Annotated in this window: 19 protein-coding genes and 1 pseudogene; 18 read left to right on the top strand and 2 right to left on the bottom strand. The window is 35.1% G+C overall.

Going from position 1 to position 19,722, the window contains the following annotated elements:
- The first annotated feature begins 17 nt into the window (after nucleotides 1–17).
- Together ACFHWD_RS09495 and ACFHWD_RS09490 are read left to right on the top strand one after the other, a co-directional pair.
- Complete coding sequence (locus tag ACFHWD_RS09495; protein WP_229981916.1) at nucleotides 18–635, top strand: 4-carboxy-4-hydroxy-2-oxoadipate aldolase/oxaloacetate decarboxylase; 618 nt, start codon at nucleotides 18–20, stop codon at nucleotides 633–635.
- A gap of 288 nt (nucleotides 636–923) precedes the next feature.
- A complete protein-coding gene (locus tag ACFHWD_RS09490; protein WP_229981917.1) occupies nucleotides 924–1,595 on the top strand; it encodes an RraA family protein in 672 nt (223 codons plus the stop codon).
- A gap of 240 nt (nucleotides 1,596–1,835) precedes the next feature.
- Here the strand turns inward: ACFHWD_RS09490 and ACFHWD_RS09485 are convergent, their stop codons facing one another.
- Together ACFHWD_RS09485 and ACFHWD_RS09480 are read right to left on the bottom strand one after the other, a co-directional pair.
- Nucleotides 1,836–2,081, bottom strand: a complete 246-nt coding sequence (locus ACFHWD_RS09485) for a carboxymuconolactone decarboxylase family protein (RefSeq protein ID WP_378061542.1) — start codon at nucleotides 2,079–2,081, stop codon at nucleotides 1,836–1,838.
- Nucleotides 2,082–2,160: 79 nt separating this feature from the next.
- Nucleotides 2,161–2,412 carry a TfoX/Sxy family protein gene (locus tag ACFHWD_RS09480; protein WP_229981918.1) on the bottom strand — a complete coding sequence of 84 codons (252 nt, stop codon included), beginning with the start codon at nucleotides 2,410–2,412 and terminating at the stop codon, nucleotides 2,161–2,163.
- 288 nt (nucleotides 2,413–2,700) lie between these two features.
- Between ACFHWD_RS09480 and kdpF the strand changes: the two genes are divergently transcribed.
- The 16 genes and pseudogenes from kdpF (at nucleotide 2,701) to ACFHWD_RS09400 (ending at nucleotide 19,556) form a co-directional block, all read left to right on the top strand.
- Entirely contained in the window at nucleotides 2,701–2,793 is a 93-nt protein-coding gene (kdpF, locus tag ACFHWD_RS09475; RefSeq protein WP_378061540.1) for a K(+)-transporting ATPase subunit F, read from the top strand.
- 23 nt (nucleotides 2,794–2,816) lie between these two features.
- The gene (gene kdpA / locus ACFHWD_RS09470; RefSeq protein ID WP_229981919.1) at nucleotides 2,817–4,490 is read left to right on the top strand and encodes a potassium-transporting ATPase subunit KdpA; all 1,674 of its coding nucleotides are present in this window, start codon (nucleotides 2,817–2,819) and stop codon (nucleotides 4,488–4,490) included.
- Between the two features lie 23 nt (nucleotides 4,491–4,513).
- On the top strand, nucleotides 4,514–6,571 hold the full coding sequence (gene kdpB, locus ACFHWD_RS09465; protein ID WP_378061537.1) for a potassium-transporting ATPase subunit KdpB: 2,058 nt from the start codon (nucleotides 4,514–4,516) through the stop codon (nucleotides 6,569–6,571).
- 25 nt (nucleotides 6,572–6,596) lie between these two features.
- Nucleotides 6,597–7,220 (top strand): K(+)-transporting ATPase subunit C, encoded by a 624-nt coding sequence (locus tag ACFHWD_RS09460; RefSeq protein WP_229981921.1) that lies wholly within the window; start codon nucleotides 6,597–6,599, stop codon nucleotides 7,218–7,220.
- Nucleotides 7,221–7,251: 31 nt separating this feature from the next.
- The gene (locus ACFHWD_RS09455; protein WP_229981922.1) at nucleotides 7,252–7,638 is read left to right on the top strand and encodes a hypothetical protein; all 387 of its coding nucleotides are present in this window, start codon (nucleotides 7,252–7,254) and stop codon (nucleotides 7,636–7,638) included.
- A gap of 65 nt (nucleotides 7,639–7,703) precedes the next feature.
- Nucleotides 7,704–10,412, top strand: coding sequence for a DUF4118 domain-containing protein (locus ACFHWD_RS09450; RefSeq protein ID WP_378061535.1), 2,709 nt, complete (start codon nucleotides 7,704–7,706; stop codon nucleotides 10,410–10,412).
- A gap of 17 nt (nucleotides 10,413–10,429) precedes the next feature.
- Entirely contained in the window at nucleotides 10,430–11,128 is a 699-nt protein-coding gene (locus ACFHWD_RS09445; RefSeq protein WP_229981924.1) for a response regulator, read from the top strand.
- Between the two features lie 105 nt (nucleotides 11,129–11,233).
- Nucleotides 11,234–11,455 carry a helix-turn-helix domain-containing protein gene (locus ACFHWD_RS09440; RefSeq protein ID WP_150355958.1) on the top strand — a complete coding sequence of 74 codons (222 nt, stop codon included), beginning with the start codon at nucleotides 11,234–11,236 and terminating at the stop codon, nucleotides 11,453–11,455.
- Between the two features lie 210 nt (nucleotides 11,456–11,665).
- Nucleotides 11,666–11,992 (top strand): DUF3870 domain-containing protein, encoded by a 327-nt coding sequence (locus tag ACFHWD_RS09435; RefSeq protein WP_150355959.1) that lies wholly within the window; start codon nucleotides 11,666–11,668, stop codon nucleotides 11,990–11,992.
- Nucleotides 11,993–12,110: 118 nt separating this feature from the next.
- Nucleotides 12,111–12,935: pseudogene (locus tag ACFHWD_RS09430) on the top strand (dipeptide epimerase); the annotation flags it as partial.
- A 20-nt stretch (nucleotides 12,936–12,955) separates the two neighbouring features.
- Entirely contained in the window at nucleotides 12,956–14,158 is a 1,203-nt protein-coding gene (gene yjeM / locus ACFHWD_RS09425) for a glutamate/gamma-aminobutyrate family transporter YjeM (protein WP_378061532.1), read from the top strand.
- Nucleotides 14,159–14,161: 3 nt separating this feature from the next.
- Nucleotides 14,162–14,938, top strand: coding sequence for a serine hydrolase (locus ACFHWD_RS09420; protein ID WP_179977628.1), 777 nt, complete (start codon nucleotides 14,162–14,164; stop codon nucleotides 14,936–14,938).
- A 123-nt stretch (nucleotides 14,939–15,061) separates the two neighbouring features.
- Nucleotides 15,062–15,982: a ribonuclease Z gene (locus tag ACFHWD_RS09415; protein ID WP_378061529.1), complete on the top strand. Its 921-nt coding sequence runs from the start codon at nucleotides 15,062–15,064 to the stop codon at nucleotides 15,980–15,982.
- Between the two features lie 112 nt (nucleotides 15,983–16,094).
- The gene (locus ACFHWD_RS09410; RefSeq protein WP_150355964.1) at nucleotides 16,095–17,267 is read left to right on the top strand and encodes a PDDEXK nuclease domain-containing protein; all 1,173 of its coding nucleotides are present in this window, start codon (nucleotides 16,095–16,097) and stop codon (nucleotides 17,265–17,267) included.
- Nucleotides 17,268–17,390: 123 nt separating this feature from the next.
- On the top strand, nucleotides 17,391–18,842 hold the full coding sequence (locus ACFHWD_RS09405) for an MDR family MFS transporter (protein WP_150355965.1): 1,452 nt from the start codon (nucleotides 17,391–17,393) through the stop codon (nucleotides 18,840–18,842).
- Between the two features lie 126 nt (nucleotides 18,843–18,968).
- Nucleotides 18,969–19,556, top strand: coding sequence for a serine/threonine protein kinase (locus tag ACFHWD_RS09400; RefSeq protein WP_150355966.1), 588 nt, complete (start codon nucleotides 18,969–18,971; stop codon nucleotides 19,554–19,556).
- The last annotated feature ends 166 nt before the right edge of the window (nucleotides 19,557–19,722 follow it).

The following is a 19,722-nucleotide window of genomic DNA, read 5'->3' as shown; positions in this document are numbered from 1 at the left end:
GGGAGATTGTGTTATAAATGAATATAGCTGATTTATTTAAGGGAATACCAACTGGTAATATTTGCGATTCGAACAATAGAGAAGGAAGTATGAATGAGGAAATTAAACCTCTTCATTATAAATTTGAGGTTACAGGCTATGCTATGACAGTAACCTGTGTACCTGGTGATAATCTTACTATACACAAAGCGATTACAGAAGCTAAACCGGGTTCAGTTTTGGTTATTGATTGCAAAGGATATACCGGGGCAGGCGTATTTGGCGAACTTTTTGCTACTTCCTGTAAAGCTTATGGTATTAAAGGAGTTGTTATTGACGGAGCATGTAGAGACAAAAAAGATATAATAGAAATGAACTTTCCCGTTTTTTCAAGGGGTGTAAATCCAAATGGAACACTAAAGGAAACCTGTGGAGAGATAAATTCAGTAATTGAATGCGGAGGATGTATTGTAAAACCTGGTGATATTATTGTGGGTGATGCTGATGGTATAGTTGTTATACCTCAGGAAAAAGCTCAGGAAGTTCTAGAAAAGTCACAGACAAAGAAAGCCAAAGAAGACAAATTAAAGGTTCTTTTAACTCAAGGCAAAACAACAGCGGAGCTTATGGGATTCGATAAAAAATGGAATAAGTAATTAATAGAATAAAGATCACGATATTATTAATTTAGCTAGAAAAAAGCCAAATTTTATTATTATTAAAAGAGTTATCAAATAGATATATAGAAGAATGTAAAAGCTGGCTTTTTATCCTATATTCAAAGTATTAGCATTTTATCTTAAAAAAATTTGCTAAAAAGTTAAAAAAGAAAAGTAATAGAAGAGTTGACACTGATACAGGAATGATTATTAGTGTAAGAGCTAAGAAAATGAGAGATTCAATTTAAAATATATATAAAGAAATAAGGAGAGTATAAATATAAAATGAAAATTAGAAGATTACCAATAGAAATAATTAAAGAATATAAAAAATTAGACACATCATCTATTACTGATGCCCTCGATAAACAGGGGATTGTTGGAGGATTGCTTGGGATCAAAGGAGTGGTAAATGACACTAGAGCATGTGGACAAGCATTTACAGTACACTATGTGCCATGTGGAATAAATAAAGGTACTGTTGGAGATTTCTTAGATGATGTACAAGAGGGAGATGTTGTAGTAATTGATAACAGTGGTAGAGAATACTGTACTGTCTGGGGAGATATAATGTCACAAGTTGCAAAAGAAAAAAGAATTGCAGGGACAGTTATTGATGGTGTTTGCCGTGATGTAAAAACGATACGTGAAATTAAGTATCCTATTTTCACAAAGGGAATTTATATGATGACAGGTAAGGATCGTGTTGAAGCAGATGCTATAAACATTCCTGTTGGTATCTCAGGAGTTAAAGTATGTCCTGGCGATTTAATTGTTGCAGATGAAAATGGTGTTGTATGTATTCCAATATCATCTGTAAAAGAAACATTAGAAATTGCAAAATCAATTGAAGCAACTGAAGTTCATATAGTAAATGCAGTTAAAGGCGGAAAAACTTTAAAAGAAGCCAGGGCTGAAATGGGATATCATACATTGCAAACTAAGGCCATAGATTGATTATTAATGAATTTGTTAAATTTAGTGAATGTATATGTGCAAACAGGGAAATTATCAAAATCCTTAGAAATTAATTTATATGAAGGTCTTTGGATAATTGTACTCAACTTGTTTGGGGCTGTAGTAAAAAGAACTGCAGCCTCTTCTTAATTTTAATTGTATAATGCAGGATACAATATAACTCAAATAATAAAAGTGCGAAACCCTCGCACTTTTGCTTTAAATAGTAGAACCTAAATGTTATTCATCAAATGCAGATAATGCAATGGGTAATGCCTGAATTACAATATTTCCGACAGCAGGAAGTCCCACTAAAATACTACTTATAATTTCTTCTCTCGTTGCTCCTAACTTTTTAGCATGTTTAACATGAAATGGTATACCACTTTCAAGCCCTGTAGAGGCTAGTACTGCTAAATAAGCAAGTGCTTCTGTTTTCTTATCAAGTTTACACGCAGTACCAAGTTTCTCAATAAGTTCCCCCACGCTTTTTGCTGTTCAGGTGCTTCTTTGGCAAAAGTCAAAAATGAATTACTTATACTCATAATGAACATATCCTCCTAATTTACAATGTCTTATAAAATTCTTTTAATTCTTGTTTTATATCGTTAGACAGAGAATGCCATCTAATTCCTTTTATTGCTCCTTTCAAAGCGTAAAGCATATTAATACAAGTTGTATCATCTTCTAATCTAATTCTACTAAGCGCTTCCTTGCTTCCAATATTCATAAGTGATTGAGGTGTATCTACACCTGCTTCAATGAGTTTTTTCTCAATTACTTTACTAATATTAGGAAGTTCGTGAAGTGTATTCATAATTTTACCTCCTTTTAAAAAAGCTATCATAATGTTCTGTAAAAGGTGTTCTTTTTATTGTAATTAATTTTTCGTAAAGTGGCAAATTATATTTATATAAGCATTATATCAGCACTTGTGATCTTAACACAAACTTTATATCCATGGTGATAATATTAAAAATGAAAATTGAAGGAGGGATGGAATGTGCTGGATATTTTATTTATTGTCGTGATTGTAGCGGGATTTTTATCATTTAAATATTTTACAAACTGGTGCGAAAAACAAATCAGTAAAAAATAATTTTGGATGGGAGGCCAATTTATGATTTTATTGGGTATTGTAGTTATTTTATTGTTTGTATATTTGTGCTATGCATTGTTCAATCCTGAAAAATTTTAATTAAGAGGAGGTTGTTGGTAATTATGGGAATACTGGAAACTGTAATTATACTTATTATTTTTGTCCTGCTGTGTATTCCAATGGGAAAATATATTTATAAAGTAGCAGAACACAAGAAGACTTTTTTGGATCCCGTGCTTGATAAGGTGGACAATTGTATTTACAGGATTTCGGGAATAACAAAGGAAGAGATGACCTGGAAGCAGTATATAATTGCCCTGTTGATTTGCAATGCCCTTCCGGCTGTGATAGCCTATATAATTTTGAGGCTTCAGTTTGTTCATTTATTGAACCCCAACCATATAGGCAGCATGGAACAAGGGCTTACCTTCAATACTGTAATAAGTTTTTTAACTAATACAAATCTTCAGGACTACAGTGGTGAATGGGGTCTCTCCTATTTCAGCCAGATGATTGTTATTACGTTTTTTATGTTTATCTCTGCGGCTACAGGATTTTCTGTGGCGCTGGCATTTATACGGGGGCTTGCAGGAAAGAAAAAGTCAGTTGGAAATTTTTATGTGGATTTTGTGAGAATTATAACCAGAGTACTTCTTCCACTATGTATTGTAGTGGCCATATTTTATATTCAGCAGGGTGTTCCCCAGACGCTGTCACCTAATAAAACCGTCACTACCATAGAAGGCAAACTGCAGGATATTCCACTGGGACCCGTGGCAAGCCTTGAATCCGTAAAACTGATTGGAACCAACGGCGGTGGATTCTTTGGAGGCAATTCAGCCCATCCATTTGAAAATCCCACACCCCTTACCAATATTATTCAAATACTTTCAATGCTGCTTTTGCCAGGGTCGATTGTGGTATGTTTTGGACACATGATTAAAAAGAAAAAGCAGGCTGTCGCCATATTTGCAGCCATGGGAATACTGTTTATTATTGGTATAGCAGTTTGCTATGCGTCTGAAAAAGCAGGCAACCCAGTTCTTTCACAAATCGGGCTCAGTCAGTCCATGGGAAATATGGAAGGCAAGGAAGTCAGATTTGGCATACCCATGTCGTCACTTTTTACCACAGTTACCACAGCGGCTACAACTGGAGCTGTAAACAACATGCATGACTCCCTGACACCAATAGGCGGAACAGTACCACTTGTAAACATGATGCTCAATGTGGTATTTGGTGGAAAAGGCGTGGGCTTCATGAACATGATCATGTATGCCATACTCACTGTTTTTCTCTGCGGTCTCATGGTGGGAAGAACCCCGGAATATCTGTCAAAGAAGCTTGAGGGCAGAGAGATAAAATTAATTGCACTTGCCATAATCATACATCCATTTTTGATATTGATGTTTTCAGCCCTGGCGCTGGTACTGCCGCAGGGTGTGGCAGGTATATCAAATCCGGGCTTTCACGGGCTTACACAGATAGTGTACCAGTATGCAAGCTCCGCAGCCAATAATGGCTCGGGATTTGAGGGACTTGCGGACAACACCATGTTCTGGAACACTACGGCAGGTTTGGCAATGCTGTTTGGAAGGTACCTTTCAATAATAATTTTGATGGCAGTAGCAGGATCTTTGGCCTCGAAAAAGGCGGTGCCTGTCAGTGAGGGAACATTTAGGACAGATAATGCAGTATTTACTTTTACATTGATATTTATTGTGATTATAATTGGGGCTCTTACGTTTTTCCCGGCATTGTCTCTGGGACCAATTGCAGAACAGCTTACACTGTAAATATCAAAAGGAGTGATGTGATTATGAAGAATAATAAATCTAAGTTTATTACAAGTGATATATTAAAGGATGCCATTATTGAGTCTTTTAAAAAATTGAACCCCAGGTATATGTTTAAGAACCCTGTTATGTTCGTAGTGGAAATTGGTTTTTTCATATCCCTGATAAGTATCATCTTCCCCGGTATATTTGGAGATGTGGGGAATAACCTGAGAATTTATGATTTTATAGTAGCTGTAATTCTGTTTATAACTCTTCTGTTTGCAAACTTTGCTGAAGCAATAGCTGAAGGTAGAGGAAGGGCGCAGGCGGAAACCCTGAAGAAAACCCGTAAAGATACCAAGGCAAAGCTTTTGGATTCCAGGGGAAATATAAAAGTTATAAGTGCTGGAGAACTTAAAAAGAATGATATGGTTCTAGTGGAAAACGGGGATATAATTCCCAATGACGGTGAGGTTGTAGAGGGAATAGCATCTGTTGATGAATCTGCAATTACCGGTGAATCGGCTCCTGTTGTAAAAGAATCAGGAGGAGATTTTGCCTCGGTGACAGGGGGTACCAAGGTTGTAAGCGACTGGCTCAAAGTAAGAATAACAGCAGTTCCGGGAAAGTCCTTCCTTGATAAAATGATAAGTCTTGTGGAAGGGGCCTCGAGGCAGAAAACTCCCAATGAAATTGCACTCAATACTGTACTTGTAAGTCTTACTCTTATTTTTCTCATAGTGTTGGTGGCTCTTTATCCTATGGCCGCTTATATGGGAGTCAGTATTCCAATGTCCACATTTGTAGCACTGCTTGTTTGCCTTATACCCACTACAATAGGGGCACTTTTATCTGCTATCGGCATAGCAGGCATGGACAGGGTTACCAGATTCAATGTAATAGCCATGTCCGGAAAGGCGGTGGAATCCTGCGGTGATGTGGATACCACGATACTTGACAAAGCGGGAACCATAACCTTTGGAAATAGGTTGGCCGCAGAATTTATCCCGGTTAAGGGTGCAGATAAAAAGGAGCTTATAGATTATTCTGTCATATGTTCCTTTAAAGATGACACGCCGGAGGGAAAATCCACAGTAGAGCTTGGCTATAAACAGGGTTCCAATATAGATGAAACTGAATATGATGGTGCAGAATTTGAAGAATTTACGGCCCAGACAAGGATGAGCGGAGTGGATTTGAAGGATGGCACTTCTATAAGGAAAGGTGCCTATGATGCTGTAAGAGACAGGGTAGAAAAATTGAAGGGAAGTATTCCAGAGGATCTTCAATCAATAGTTGATAAAGTGGCAAGTCTTGGTGGTACACCTCTTGTACTATGTGTGGACAATAGGATATATGGAGTTATCTATCTCAAGGACACGGTTAAACCAGGACTTGTGGAGAGATTTAAAAGACTGCGTGAAATTGGAATCAAGACCATAATGTGTACAGGGGACAATCCGCTTACTGCAGCAACCATTGCCAAGGAAGCCGGAGTAGATGGATTTATTGCCGAGTGTAAACCGGAAGACAAAATAGTGGCAATAAAAAAGGAGCAGTCAGAAGGAAGGCTTGTAGCCATGACCGGAGACGGTACAAATGATGCACCGGCATTGGCCCAGGCTGATGTTGGCCTGGCAATGAACAGTGGAACCACTGCTGCAAAGGAAGCTGCAAATATGGTGGATTTGGATTCGGATCCCACCAAAATACTTGAAGTGGTTGAAATAGGAAAACAGCTTCTTATAACGAGGGGGGCGCTGACTACCTTCAGTATTGCCAATGATGTAGCCAAGTATTTTGCCATAATACCTGCCATGTTTATGGTTGTTATACCTAAAATGCAGGTCCTAAATATAATGGGATTGTCAACACCTTATAGTGCCATACTGTCAGCACTGATATTCAATGCAGTAATAATTCCATTGCTTATACCTACTGCCATGAGAGGTGTAAAATATAAGCCCATGAAATCAGAGGCAATGCTTTTGAGAAATATGTTTATTTTCGGACTTGGCGGGATAATTGCACCTTTTATAGGAATAAAAATTATAGATATGATTATAACTCCGCTGGTTAGAGTTCTCAACCTGGGTTAGATATTTATGAAAGGATGGTTTTAAAATGAAAAATTTTCAAAAGGCCCTTCGGGTGACCATTGCAATGATGATAATTTGTGGAATTATCTTTCCGCTTTTTATAACGGTGGTGGGTCAGGTTTTCTTTCACAAGCAGGCAAATGGCAGTATTGTAACTGTGGGCGGCAAAGAGGTAGGCTCTGAACTACTGGGCCAGAATTTCACCGATCCCAGATTTTTTAGAGGAAGGGTTTCATCTGTAAATTACAATACTTATACAAAAGAGGATACAAAACCGGGTAAAGACGGCAAAGCAGCTTATTCCGGAGTATCCTCCGGATCACAGAATCTGGCACCTTCCAACAAGGCACTGAAGGAAAGAGTTCAAAAAGATATAAATGATTTCTTGAAATTGCATCCAGGAGTGAAAAAAGAGGATATACCTACAGATCTTCTTACAAGCTCAGGTTCCGGGCTTGATCCGGACATAAGTCCTCAAGCTGCGGAGATACAGATACCTGCGGTATCAAAAGCAACCGGTATAGATCAAAACAGGCTGCGTCAGATAGTTAAAAAGTACACTAAAGGTGATACTTCCGTAAGCTTAGGTGAACCCAGAGTAAATGTACTTAAAGTAAATCTTGAAATAGCTTCAATTTTAAATAAATAATATTCATATTTAAAAATTGTGAGGAAAGTAAGTGAATGCCATTATGAAAAAGATCATCATTGTATTGCTCTTTTTAACTGTAATTGGTTGTATTTTGATTTTTTCCAATAGAGGATATTATAAAAATGACTACACAGGAAAGTATGAATGTCCTAAAAATAATGTACTGCTTATATTGTCTGCGAATAATAATTGTACTTTGATAAACACCTTATCTAGAGGTGCGGTATATATTGAAGCAAAATACAGCATAGAGGATAATGATATCAAGTTGATTCTAAATGAAGGAAGCTTGGGTTCATATAGAAAAATATACCTTAATGGCAGGATTAAAGGGCATAGTATTGAACTGTATAATTTTTATAATAACGGCACTGCTGTGTTCTATCTGAAAAATAGATTTGTACTGTTTAAGTGAAACGCTAGTGATATAATTGGATGTGCGGGTAAGGGTTAATTTTTAAATAATAGGAGTTGTTTTTTATGAACCAGTATAGAGGTCCAGATCCTGACTATCTTTTAAAGGAAGTTCAAAAAGATCAGATTGAAAATAAACGGGGAAAATTGAAAATATTTTTTGGATATGCGGCAGGAGTGGGGAAAACCTATTCAATGTTGAGGGAAGCCCGTGAAGTAAAGCAGCTTAAAAAAGATGTGGTAATAGGATATATAGAGCCTCACGGAAGAAAAGATACCATGGAACTGACCAAAGGGATTGAAAGTATAGCTCCAAGGGTGATCAATTACAGAGGTATGATCCTAAAGGAATTTGATTTGGATAAAGCGCTTTTGAGAAAGCCTGATATAATACTTGTGGATGAACTGGCTCATACCAATACAAAAGGCAAGAGAAACAAAAAGAGGTGGCAGGATGTATATGAGCTTCTGGATGCGGGAATTGACGTATACACCACACTTAATGTGCAGCATATTGAAAGTTTAAATGATGTAGTGGAGAGCATAACTCACGTGACTGTGAGGGAGACTATTCCCGACAAGGTATTTGAAGATGCAGACAAGGTGGAAATAATAGATATAGAACCAGATGAGCTCTTGAAGAGGTTCAGCGATGGAAAAATATACGGCAGGGATCAGGTAAGAAGGGCTTTTGATCATTTTTTCACCAAAAATAATCTGTATGCCCTGAGGGAAATTGCACTCAGGAAGATTGCAGACAGGGTAAATTATGAGGTGGAAATTGACAGACTTTCCAGGGGTCAGATTACCGTAGTGCCTACTTCGGATCAGATAATGGCATGCATAAGCTCTTCTCCTTCTTCTGCCAGAGTAATACGTACTGCGGCCAGAATGGCTGAAGTCTATCACTCAAAGTGGATAGTGCTTTATGTAAAAACTACCCAAAATCATGAAAATGAAAAGGATGATGTAAAAAGGCTGAATTCTTATTTCAATTTAACAGAACAGCTGGGCGGAGAAGTAGCTACCATATATGGAGACGATATATCTGACCAGATAATAGAATATGCCAAGTTCAGGAATATAACAAAAATTATAATAGGAAAGAACAATAAAAAGACCAGCAGATTGTTTCACTTTTATGCCAAAGATGTGGTTGACAAACTCATGGATTCCAATTCTTATATTGATGTCTATGTTATACCTAATTCATTATATGAGGAAAAAAAGAAAAGATTCTTTACAAAATTGAGTTTTAATTTTGATCTATCTCTGAGGGATATTTTGGAAGCCGCTGTAATTATACTGATTACAACTTTTATTGCCCTGTTTTGTGAATATGTTGGATTTTCTGAATCAAATGTATTTATGATCTTAATTTTGGGCGTTATAATTGTATACATTAAGACAAAAGGGTATTTCCTGGGAATAATATCGTCAATAATAGGGGTGGCCCTGTTTAATTATCTCTTTATTGAACCGAAGCATTCATTTCAATTTTATGATAAAAACTATTTGATTACTTTTGTAATAATGCTTGTCGTGGCATTTATTATTGGAAATTTAACCAACAGAATTCAAAAGAATGCTTCCGATTCGAATACCAGGGAAAGAAGGACACAGACCCTCTATAGAGTCAGCAGTAAGCTGCTCAGTGCAGTTGGGAATTCGGATGTGGCGTCAATAGGAATAAAGTATATTTCCAGGCTTATAGCAAGGACTATTGTGTGTTATCTATCAAAAGATGGAAAGCTATCTGCCCCTTTTGTTTATAATGATGATAATGGAAAATCTAAATTTTCTTTTTCAGATAAAAACGAGAATGCTGCAGCCTATTGGAGCTTTTTAAAGGGAAGAGAGGCTGGGGCAGGTACGGATACCTTTTATGGGGCTCAGGGGTATTATATACCTATAAAAGTCAGTGGAAAAATATTGGGAATCATAGGGGTGTCTTGCTCTGAAGGACTCCTTGAGCCGGATCAAAAATTCATAATTGAAACTATTACGAGTCAGATGGCCATTGCACTTGACAGGGAAATTCTTGTAAGCCAGCAGGAGGCTTCAAAGGTGGCTATTGACAGAGAAAGACTGAGAAGCAGCCTTTTGAGATCCATTTCCCATGATCTCAGAAGTCCCCTGGCAGGAATTAAGGGTACTATCAGTACAATCTTAGAAGACGGCAAATCCATAACTGAAGAAGTTAAGGAGAATCTTCTAACAGGTGTTTATGATGATACTGAATGGCTTATAAGACTGGTGGAAAATTTGCTCAGCATGACTAGATTTGATGATGGCAGTGTGAAAATCAATAAGAATTTGGAATTGGTGGAGGAAGTTCTTGCAGAGGCAGCACAGAGAAGTTCCAAGTATTTTAAAGATCATGAAATAAAAATAAGTGTTCCCGGTGAAATGATAATGGCCCCTATGGATGGAAAATTGATTGAACAGGTACTTATAAATTTAATAGACAATGCTGCAAAATTTTCTCCAAAGAAATCTCTTATACAGGTAAAGGCTTATGGAAAGGACAATGATGTATTTTTTGAAGTCATTGATGATGGAATAGGTATAGATGATAAAATATTACCACATATATTCGACAGGTTTTTTACAAATGGAAGTAAGATATCTGATTCCAGAAGAGGGGTTGGATTGGGGCTTGCTATATGTAAATCCATTGTGGAAATTCACGGTGGAAAAATTGTGGCTTTTAATAGAAAAAATGGAGGTTCCATTTTTAGATTCAATATTCCCGGTAAAAAGGTAATAGAGTAGAGAAAGGAGAATGACAGGTGGATAATAAACCGTATATTCTAGTAGTTGAAGATGACAAAATTATAAGAAGATTCATAACTACGTCACTGTCAGCTCAAAATTACAAGTACATTGAAACGGATAAGGGAAATGAGGCTGTGGCTCTTTCCATGTCAAATAATCCGGATCTCATAATACTTGATCTTGGCCTTCCGGATATTGATGGAATTGAAGTTATATCTAGAATAAGGGAATGGTCAAAAGTTCCCATTATAATTGTTTCCGCTAGAGAAAATGAAAGGCAGAAGGTTGAAGCACTGGACAGAGGAGCAGATGACTATCTGACAAAACCTTTTGGAATAGGAGAGCTGCTTGCCAGGATTCGCGTGTCATTGAGACACAGTGGTATGAACAGTGTTCAGGGAAAAAAGATGAAGGAATTTAGAGTTAAGGATCTGTATATTGATTTTGAAAAAAGAAAAGTGGTTGCAGCAGGCAAAAATATACATCTGACTCCTACGGAATTCAAAATAATGGAACTTTTATGCAGATATTCAGGCAAAGTGCTGACCCATAATTTTATTATAAACGAAATTTGGGGATCCGTTCTGGGCAGTGAAACCCAATCTCTCAGAGTATTTATGGCAAATTTGAGAAGAAAACTCGAAAAAGATCCTACACGACCTGAATATATATATACGGAAGTTGGAGTTGGTTACAGGCTTGTTGAGCAATAAATATGAAGCAAATTAACAATTAAATAACAAAACCCCGCTGTAAATTTTTATAAAAAAGGAATATAATTTAAAAAGAGAAGTCAATATTAAATAGGGGGTTTTCTTATGTTAAACGGAAAAAAAATTCGTGATATAAGGGTAGGCTTAGGATATACTACCTTAGATATTCAAAATCTTACTAAGGATACCAGTTTTGAAACTTCAATTTCAAAATCTTATTTAGAAGAACTGGAGAGGGGAGATAAGAAAAATCCAAGTCTTGACAAAGTTTCAGTAATAGCAAAAGTACTTGGCTGTAAGGTTGACGACTTAATATTGAGTGCATGATGGCTAGAAACTTCTCATAAATTTATTTGAATATTTTCAGAAATTTAAACAAAGAAAACAGAGCAGTTATAAAGTTGTATAGGAGATTTTATAACTGCCTTTTATATTTTAATCTGTATTTTATTGTTAATTGACTTTTCCCAATATTTATTCTATAATATGGATAATAATTAGTAATTATTTATATTCTTACATAATTGAGATGATTTCATGTATGAGAAAAATACGGTATATGTAGTGGGCAATGCCAAAACAAATACCGACAATGCCATTACACTCAGATTTAATTCATTTTATATAGGTTTTGTAGTGGATTTAAAAACAGATAGGATAATTGATTCGAGTTCATCTTCTACACTGAGGACTACAGATGAATTTATAAAATCCCTTTTGATGGGCAGAAGCCTTAAAACCTTTGATGATAAGTTGAAGGAAGAGGTTATAAAGCGATATCACGGCTCTTCTCAAAAGGCTATTATTGTAGCCTACAAAGATGGAGTCAAAAAATATAATGAAATGAAGAAAAGATATTTTTGATTTACTGTTTTATTTATGGTAAATGAGTTATCCTTATTTTAAAGTAAATGAAAGCCAGTAAAAGCAACAATGTGTGCTTTTGCTGGCTTTTTTGTATTATTTCAAGGAGGTATTTTAAATGAAAATACAAGATCTAAAAATAAAAAAGATATCCGTTCCACTTAAAACTCCCTTTAAAACAGCACTTCGCACTGTGGAAAAGGTAGAAGATGTTATAGTTGAAATATATACGGATACGGGGAATACAGGCTTTGGGGAGGCTCCGCCTACAGGAGTAATAACCGGTGATACTGCTGGAGCTATAATGGGAGCCATAGAGGATCACATAAAAAAAGCTATTGTAGGTATGGATATAGAAAACTTTGAAGCTGTAATACGGAAATTGAATGGGTGTATTATAAAAAACACCAGTGCAAAAGCTGCAGTGGACATAGCTCTTTACGATTTATACGGGCAGCTGTATAGAGCACCGTTGTATAAACTTTTGGGAGGATTTAGGAAAGAGATAAGTACAGATATAACGATAAGTGTAAACGATATTGAAAAAATGGTAAAAGATAGTTTGGATGCTGTAAAAAGGGGATACAAAACCTTAAAAATAAAAGTCGGAGAGAATTCTGAAAAAGATCTGGAAAGAATGAAAGCTATAAGACAAGCTGTAGGATATGATATTGACCTTAGAATAGATGCAAACCAGGGATGGAAACCCAAGGAAGCTGTAAAAGTATTGAGAAAAATGGAAGATGCAGAGCTCGATCTTGAATTTGTAGAACAGCCTGTTATAGCACAGGATATCGAGGGGCTAAAATTCGTCACAGATAATGTGTCCATTCCGGTTTTGGCAGATGAAAGCATGTTTTCACCAAGAGATGCTCTAAATATATTGCAGAAGAGGGCAGCGGATATGATAAATATAAAACTTATGAAAAGTGGTATGCTTCATATGTTGTCCTTATAGTTGATATGTGTTCGCTTATATGGATTCCACTTTCAAATTTAATATTTGGCAGAGATATAACAGCCACATGGGGGTTCTGGGGACTTAAATCCACTCAGGTTATAGGAATTTTCAGTATTATTTTTATAGTAACCATGACATTTATAGCTACCAAGGGACTGAAAAATATTTCGAAAGTTACTTCAGTTGGAGGTACTGCAGTTATGCTTCTAAATGTTTTCTTGATCATAGGTGCTCTGATTGTTCTTGCGGCAAACCATGGACAACTTGCACAACCTCTTAGTTTTACAGTATCTCCAAATCCTAAATATCACAGCACTCTTTCAATTTTATCTTTTATAGTTTTTGCCATATTTGCCTATGGAGGAATTGAAGTTGTAGCAGGGCTTGTAGATCAGACCGAAAAACCCGAAAAAAATTTCTCAAAGGGTATGACTATATCTGCGATAGTAATAACATTGGGCTATTCCATAGGTATATTTATGTGTGGAATCTTTACAAACTGGAAACAGGTACTTTCAAATCCAGATGTGCATTTGGCCAATGTTGCATATGTCATAATGCAGAATTTGGGTTATCAGCTTGGTATCAGTCTGAATTTAAGTCAGTCTGCAGCACTTTCATTAGGTGCCTGGGTAGCAAGATTTGTTGGCCTATCCATGTTCCTGGCATTGACGGGAAGCATTATAACACTGTTGTATGGTCCGCTTAAGCAGATAATAGAAGGTACTCCAAAAGGACTGTTCCCTGAAAAAATGACTGAGATAAAAGATGACATGCCCAAAAATGCAATGTGGATACAGTGTATTATAGTTGTTTTGCTTTTAGGACTGCTTACAGTTGGAGGGGAAGGTGCATCCAAGTTTTTTAACATAGTTGTAAGTATGACAAATGTGGCGTTGACAATTCCCTATATGTTTATAGCAGGAGCTTTTGTACCTTTTAAAAGGAAAAAGGAAATCAACAAGCCCTTTGTAATTTTTAAGAGCCATAGATCATCTCTGATCTGGGAAATAATTGTTGTATTTACTATAGGTTTTGCAAATTTGTTTACCATAATTACACCGGCATTTCAAGGTGATATGCAAAGCACCATATGGATGGCTGTAGGCCCTATATTTTTCTCTATTGTGGCATTTATAATGTATTCCAATTATGAAAAAAAGAATAAAATTTCAAAACAAAAAGTAGAAAGTCAGGAGGAATAAAGAATGCTGTATGAACAAATGCTAAGTGCAATGGATTTTAAAAAATTGAATTGTGCATTTATGGTGGAAAATCTTAAGACAGGAGAAAAAGCTGCCTATAATGAAAAAGTGGTTGTACCTTCTGCAAGCCTTATAAAAATACCTATAATGATGGAAGTATTTAAACAAGTTAAGGAGGGCAAACTTTCACTTAAGCAGAGAATAACAGTAGAAAATGATGTAAAAGTACCTTTTAGCATACTCAATCTTTTGGAAAGCGGCAGCAGTTATACTTTAAAGGATATAATAACTTTGATGATAATTCAAAGCGATAATACTGCAGCAAATATATTGATAGATCTTGCAGGCATGGATAATGTAAATGATTATATCAAAAGTTTAAAAATCAAAGATACGACGCTTCAGAGAAAAATGATGGATTCGTTGGCTAGAAAAGAGGGAAGAGAAAATAAAACAACTGCCTCAGATATGGTAAAATTTTTTGAGATCATCTATAGAGGTGAGAAGTCTGGAGAACCTTACAGTATTATGATGAAAGACATATTGATAAATCAGCTGGATAATAGTGTTATGAGGCTTGATGTTCCAGATGAAACTACTATTGCCCACAAGACGGGAGATTTGGATGGAATAAGCCATGATGTGGGCATAGTGTATCTTCCTAATGTGGATTATATTTTCTGCGGGCTTACCTGGAATGCTGTCACCAATAATTTTGCAAGGAAGACAATTGGAAGAATTTCCAGGATAGCTTATGATTATTTTATATCACTACAATAAGATTTAATCTAATAACTGGCTGCTGTTAAAAAGAAGCCAGTTATTAATATTTAAAGAATATGGGAAATTAATTTGAATTTATGTTATTATGTTATATACTAAATTCAGGAAGAAGGTAGGCTTATGTTGGATTTATGTTTACTTGGATGTGGAGGAAGTATGCCGGTCCCGGGCAGATACCTTACTTCAATGATAGTTTCCTATAAGGGAAGAAAACTTCTTATAGATTGTGGTGAAGGTACACAGCTGAGCTTGAAAATTTTAGGGTGGAAAATAAAGAATATAGATGTTATTTTATTTACACATTTTCATGCAGATCATATAGCAGGATTGCCGGGGCTGTTACTTACAATAGCTAATTCAGGAAGGACGGAACCCATTAGCATAATAGGACCTGAGGGCCTTTTGAAAGTGATAAATGGACTTAGGGTTATAGCACCCGTGCTTCCGTATAAAATGAATCTGATTGAACTTTATGGAAAGGGCAGCTGTTATAAAAAAATAGGAGACTTTAATATAAATATATTATCGGTAGATCACGGTATACCCTGTCTTGCATATTCTTTAGATATAGTTAGAAATAGAAAGTTTGACAGAGAAAAAGCTATTAAAAATAAAATACCCAGGAGATTTTGGAGTAAACTTCAAAAAGGGGAGGTTGTAAGGAATAAGGACTATATATACACTCCAGACATGGTGCTTGGACATAAGAGAAGGGGACTAAAGATATCCTATTGTACGGATTCCAGGCCCGTTGAAGAACTGGTGAAATTTATTCAATATTCTAATGTGTTTATTTGTGAGGGGATGTACGGTGATGATGAAAGCATTGAGAAGGCCATTCGGTATAAACACATGGTATTTTCAGAAGCGGCACTTCTTGCCAGAAGGGCAGAAGTAGGGGAATTGTGGCTTACTCATTTCAGCTCTTCCATGCCTGAACCACAGCTGTATTTGGAAAATGCCAGAGAAATATTTGAAAATACTATAATAGGAGAAGACAGATATGTAAAAAGTATCAACTTCGAGGATTCACAAGAATAACTAAATGTAAAATAAATAGATTTAATCCTGTAGAAATATTGTATATTTTACCGTATAATAGAATATGTAATTATCAGAAATAAAATAATGCCAGTCCTGAGGTGATTTTACTGTGATAGAATATCATAAGGATATAGAAAGTTTACTGGAAAATTTGAAGGATGATGTGATTTCTTCAAAAAACAGCTCCCTGATGACTATTAATAAGAACATGTTTATGCTTTACTGGAAAATTGGAAATTTAATTTTAATGAGGCAAAACGAAGATTGTGAAGATGAGTTTATAAGTACTGCAGCTCAATATTTTAGAACTCAATTCCCAAATAATTTAGGTTTTTCAGAAAAAAATTTAAAAAATATGCTTAATTTTGCTGTGGAGTATGAGTCTCAGAATCTTGTACAAAATATAGCCTCTAAGATAAGCTGGTCTTGCAGCGTAGTTCTCATAGATAAGATAAGATATGCAGATAAAAGAATGGAGTATATGAATGAGGTTATAAAAAAAGGTTGGACCATGGAAAGATTAGTTAAGGAAATAGATCTACACTGTGGTATGGCAGGAAATGACGAAGAAGATACTCATGAAGAGAAAAAACAGGATGGAGAAGAACAGTTTTTTGAAAATAAAGATATTATTACATCAAAAGTGGACAACTTTTCCCAGAATGACGATAATGATAAAAAGGAAAGTATAAACGATTCACCTTTCATAAAAGATATAATTTCAAGTGAAGAGATGGATCAAACATCTAAAAATGAAGTGAAGGATTATTCTTTAATATTAAGGGATGAATATTTAATAGATTTCATGGGTTATTTAAATGAGGGAAAAAGAGAATATTTTCAGGAACAATTCATAAAGTGCACAATAGAATTTTTTTTAGGATTAAATTCTGGATTTGCATTAATTGGCAGCAGATACCATGTGGAATTTTCTGGAGGAGATTATTATATAGACTTACTTTTCTATAATTTAAAGCTGAAATGCTACATAGCAGTTGAATTGAAAATTGGAAAATTTAGGCCTGAATATATGGGCATTTTAACTTTTCATCTTTCCATATTGGATGAGTCAGTCAAAGGTAAAGATGATAGCAGTTCCATAGGCATAATTATCTGCAAGGATGATGAAAAATTAATTGTACAGTATGCTTTTAAGGATATGGAAAAACCTGAAGATGCCGAGTATAGGTTGAATGAAGATATCCCACCACAGCTTCAGGGAATGTTGCCTACAGTAGAGGAAATAGGCTGTGAAATTAGGGAGAGATTGAAATTTGTATAATTTTCAAGCAAGTATATTGATGTCAGGCTTCAGGTAAATGTATAAACCTGAAGTTTTTTTATCCGAATTAGCAAACTCCATCTAAACCTAGGAATTACTTGATTAAAGAAAGTAGGATTTAATATGGAATCAATGAAGAGAAATATAATTATTGCAACAATGGTGGCCATGTTTCTTGCAGCTGTAGAAGGGACTGTGGTAACTATTGCTGTTCCCACCATAATAGAAGATTTAAACGGATTTGCGCTCATAAGCTGGGTGTTTTCCAGCTATCTGCTTACCTCTGCTGTAACAACTCCTATATATGGTAAGCTGGCGGATCTGTATGGTAGAAAAAATACCTTGACAGCTGGAATAGCAATATTTTTAGTTGGAAGTTTTTTATGTGGACTTTCTCAGAATATATATTCACTTATAATGTTTAGAGCTCTGCAGGGAATTGGAGCAGGTTCCATATTTACGATTACATATACCATAGTGGGAGATGTATTTTCAATTTCGGAAAGGGCAAAGGTTCAAGGGTGGCTGAGTACGGTATGGGGTATAGCTAGTTTGATAGGTCCTTTTTTTGGAGGATTTTTAATAGATACTTTATCCTGGCACTGGATATTTTTTATAAATATACCATTTGGTGTAGTATCCATAGCTCTTATTCAAAAAAATCTTCAGGAGAATTTTGAAAAGAGAAAGAGAAAAATTGATTATCTCGGTGCTGTAATTTTGACAGCTGCCATTGTACTCCTTTTATATGGATTTTTAGCAGGAGGAGATGGTAAGAACGAAAATATAATTTTATCTGTGATATGCATAGTATTGTCTTTGATTTTTTTAATTCTTTTCTATTTTAAGGAGAAAAAATCAGAAGAACCCATTGTTCCCTTTGAAATATTTACAAGACTCAATATTATTGCAAATATTATAAGTTTTTTGGAATCTGCTTCATTAATGGCAATTGATGTTTATGTACCCTTGTACATTCAAAATGTACTGGGATTTGGAGCAACTATCTCGGGACTCTGTATGTCGCCTATGTCGTTTACATGGCTTTTATCTTCAATATTTTTGGCGAAATGTATAGAAAAATATAGAGAAAAATATATTATTTTGATATGTTCAATTATAGTACTTGTGGGCAGTGTACTGATGCCTGGATTTAATATTGATTCCTCTCTATTTTTAGTCATGCTGTGTGTATCTGTTCTGGGGTTTGGTTTTGGTGGAAATTTTACTACACTCACTATAGTAGTACAATCTTCTGTGGGTTATTTTATGAGAGGTGCTGCCACTGCATCCAACTCACTTTTGCGTAATTTAGGTCAAACTATAGGAATAAGTGTATTTGGAAGCATATTTAATTTGAATATACTGAGGTATTTTAACAATATGGGCATTTCGGGGATAGATTCAAACAACTTGTATTCCAATGCAGCTGTCCATATTAAAGTGCCTTTACAGCTTGTAAAGGAATCTTTGAATTCAAGTCTTTACGTAGTCTTTATAGGTGTTATTGTATTAAACGTGGTATCTTTACTTCTTTCTTTATTTTTACCGAAGGATTTTAAAAAATGTGATTAAAAATTTGAATCTAATAAAATGAAGCCGGAAAGATCTTTACTTTCTGGCTTTTTATTTAAGTTATTATCAAATTATTGCACTTAGGTTCATACAATATAATAATAGCAATTATAGAAAGGTTTGTTTATGGGCAAAAGAGATGGTTACTATATTGAACTGGATGAAATAGCTGAAAATATGCTAAGAGGTGCAAATTTTCTTGGCTGTGGTCATAATGGTATAGTTTATTTACTTGAAGATAATAAAGTCATTAAAATATTTAGAAATAAATATGTGTGTAAAAATGAGTATGATATATTGAAAAAAACAAGTAAAAGCAAGTATTTTCCTGAAGTATATTTTCACGGGGATTACTATATTGTGAGAAGTTATATAAGTGGAGAAAGGCTTGATTATTATATTAAGCAGAATGGATTGAATAAGGAGATAGCAGTAAATATAATTCAGCTCATAAAAGAATTTAAAAAATTAGGATTCACCAAATTGGATATAAGATGCAAGGATTTATATTTAGATGATGATTTTTCTATAAAAGTGATAGATCCAAAAAATAATTATTCCAAGAATTGCGATTATCCTCGACATCTTATGAAGGGATTGAGCAAATTGGGAGTACTTGATAATTTTCTAGAGATTGTAAAGAAAGAGTACAGTGAGGATTATGGAAAATGGAATTTCAAGATACGGAGATACTTAAGAAGAGGGATAAAATAGATAGAAGAATAAATTGGATTTTATTATAAAATATGCTATAATTAGCATGGATATTTTGTCAATTTAATTATTTATTTAATAGTATAAAAAAAGTATCAAAAAAGACCTTGTAATAGGACTAATTTATTCAAAAATTTTCCACATATGTATAATAACATACAAAAGA

Source organism: Clostridium sp. MT-14, from assembly GCF_042436595.1.
GTDB classification, from domain to species: Bacteria; Bacillota; Clostridia; order Clostridiales; family Clostridiaceae; genus Clostridium_B; species Clostridium_B aromativorans.
Note: the sequence above shows the minus strand (reverse complement) of the source record. Positions and strands in the feature narration are given on the sequence as shown.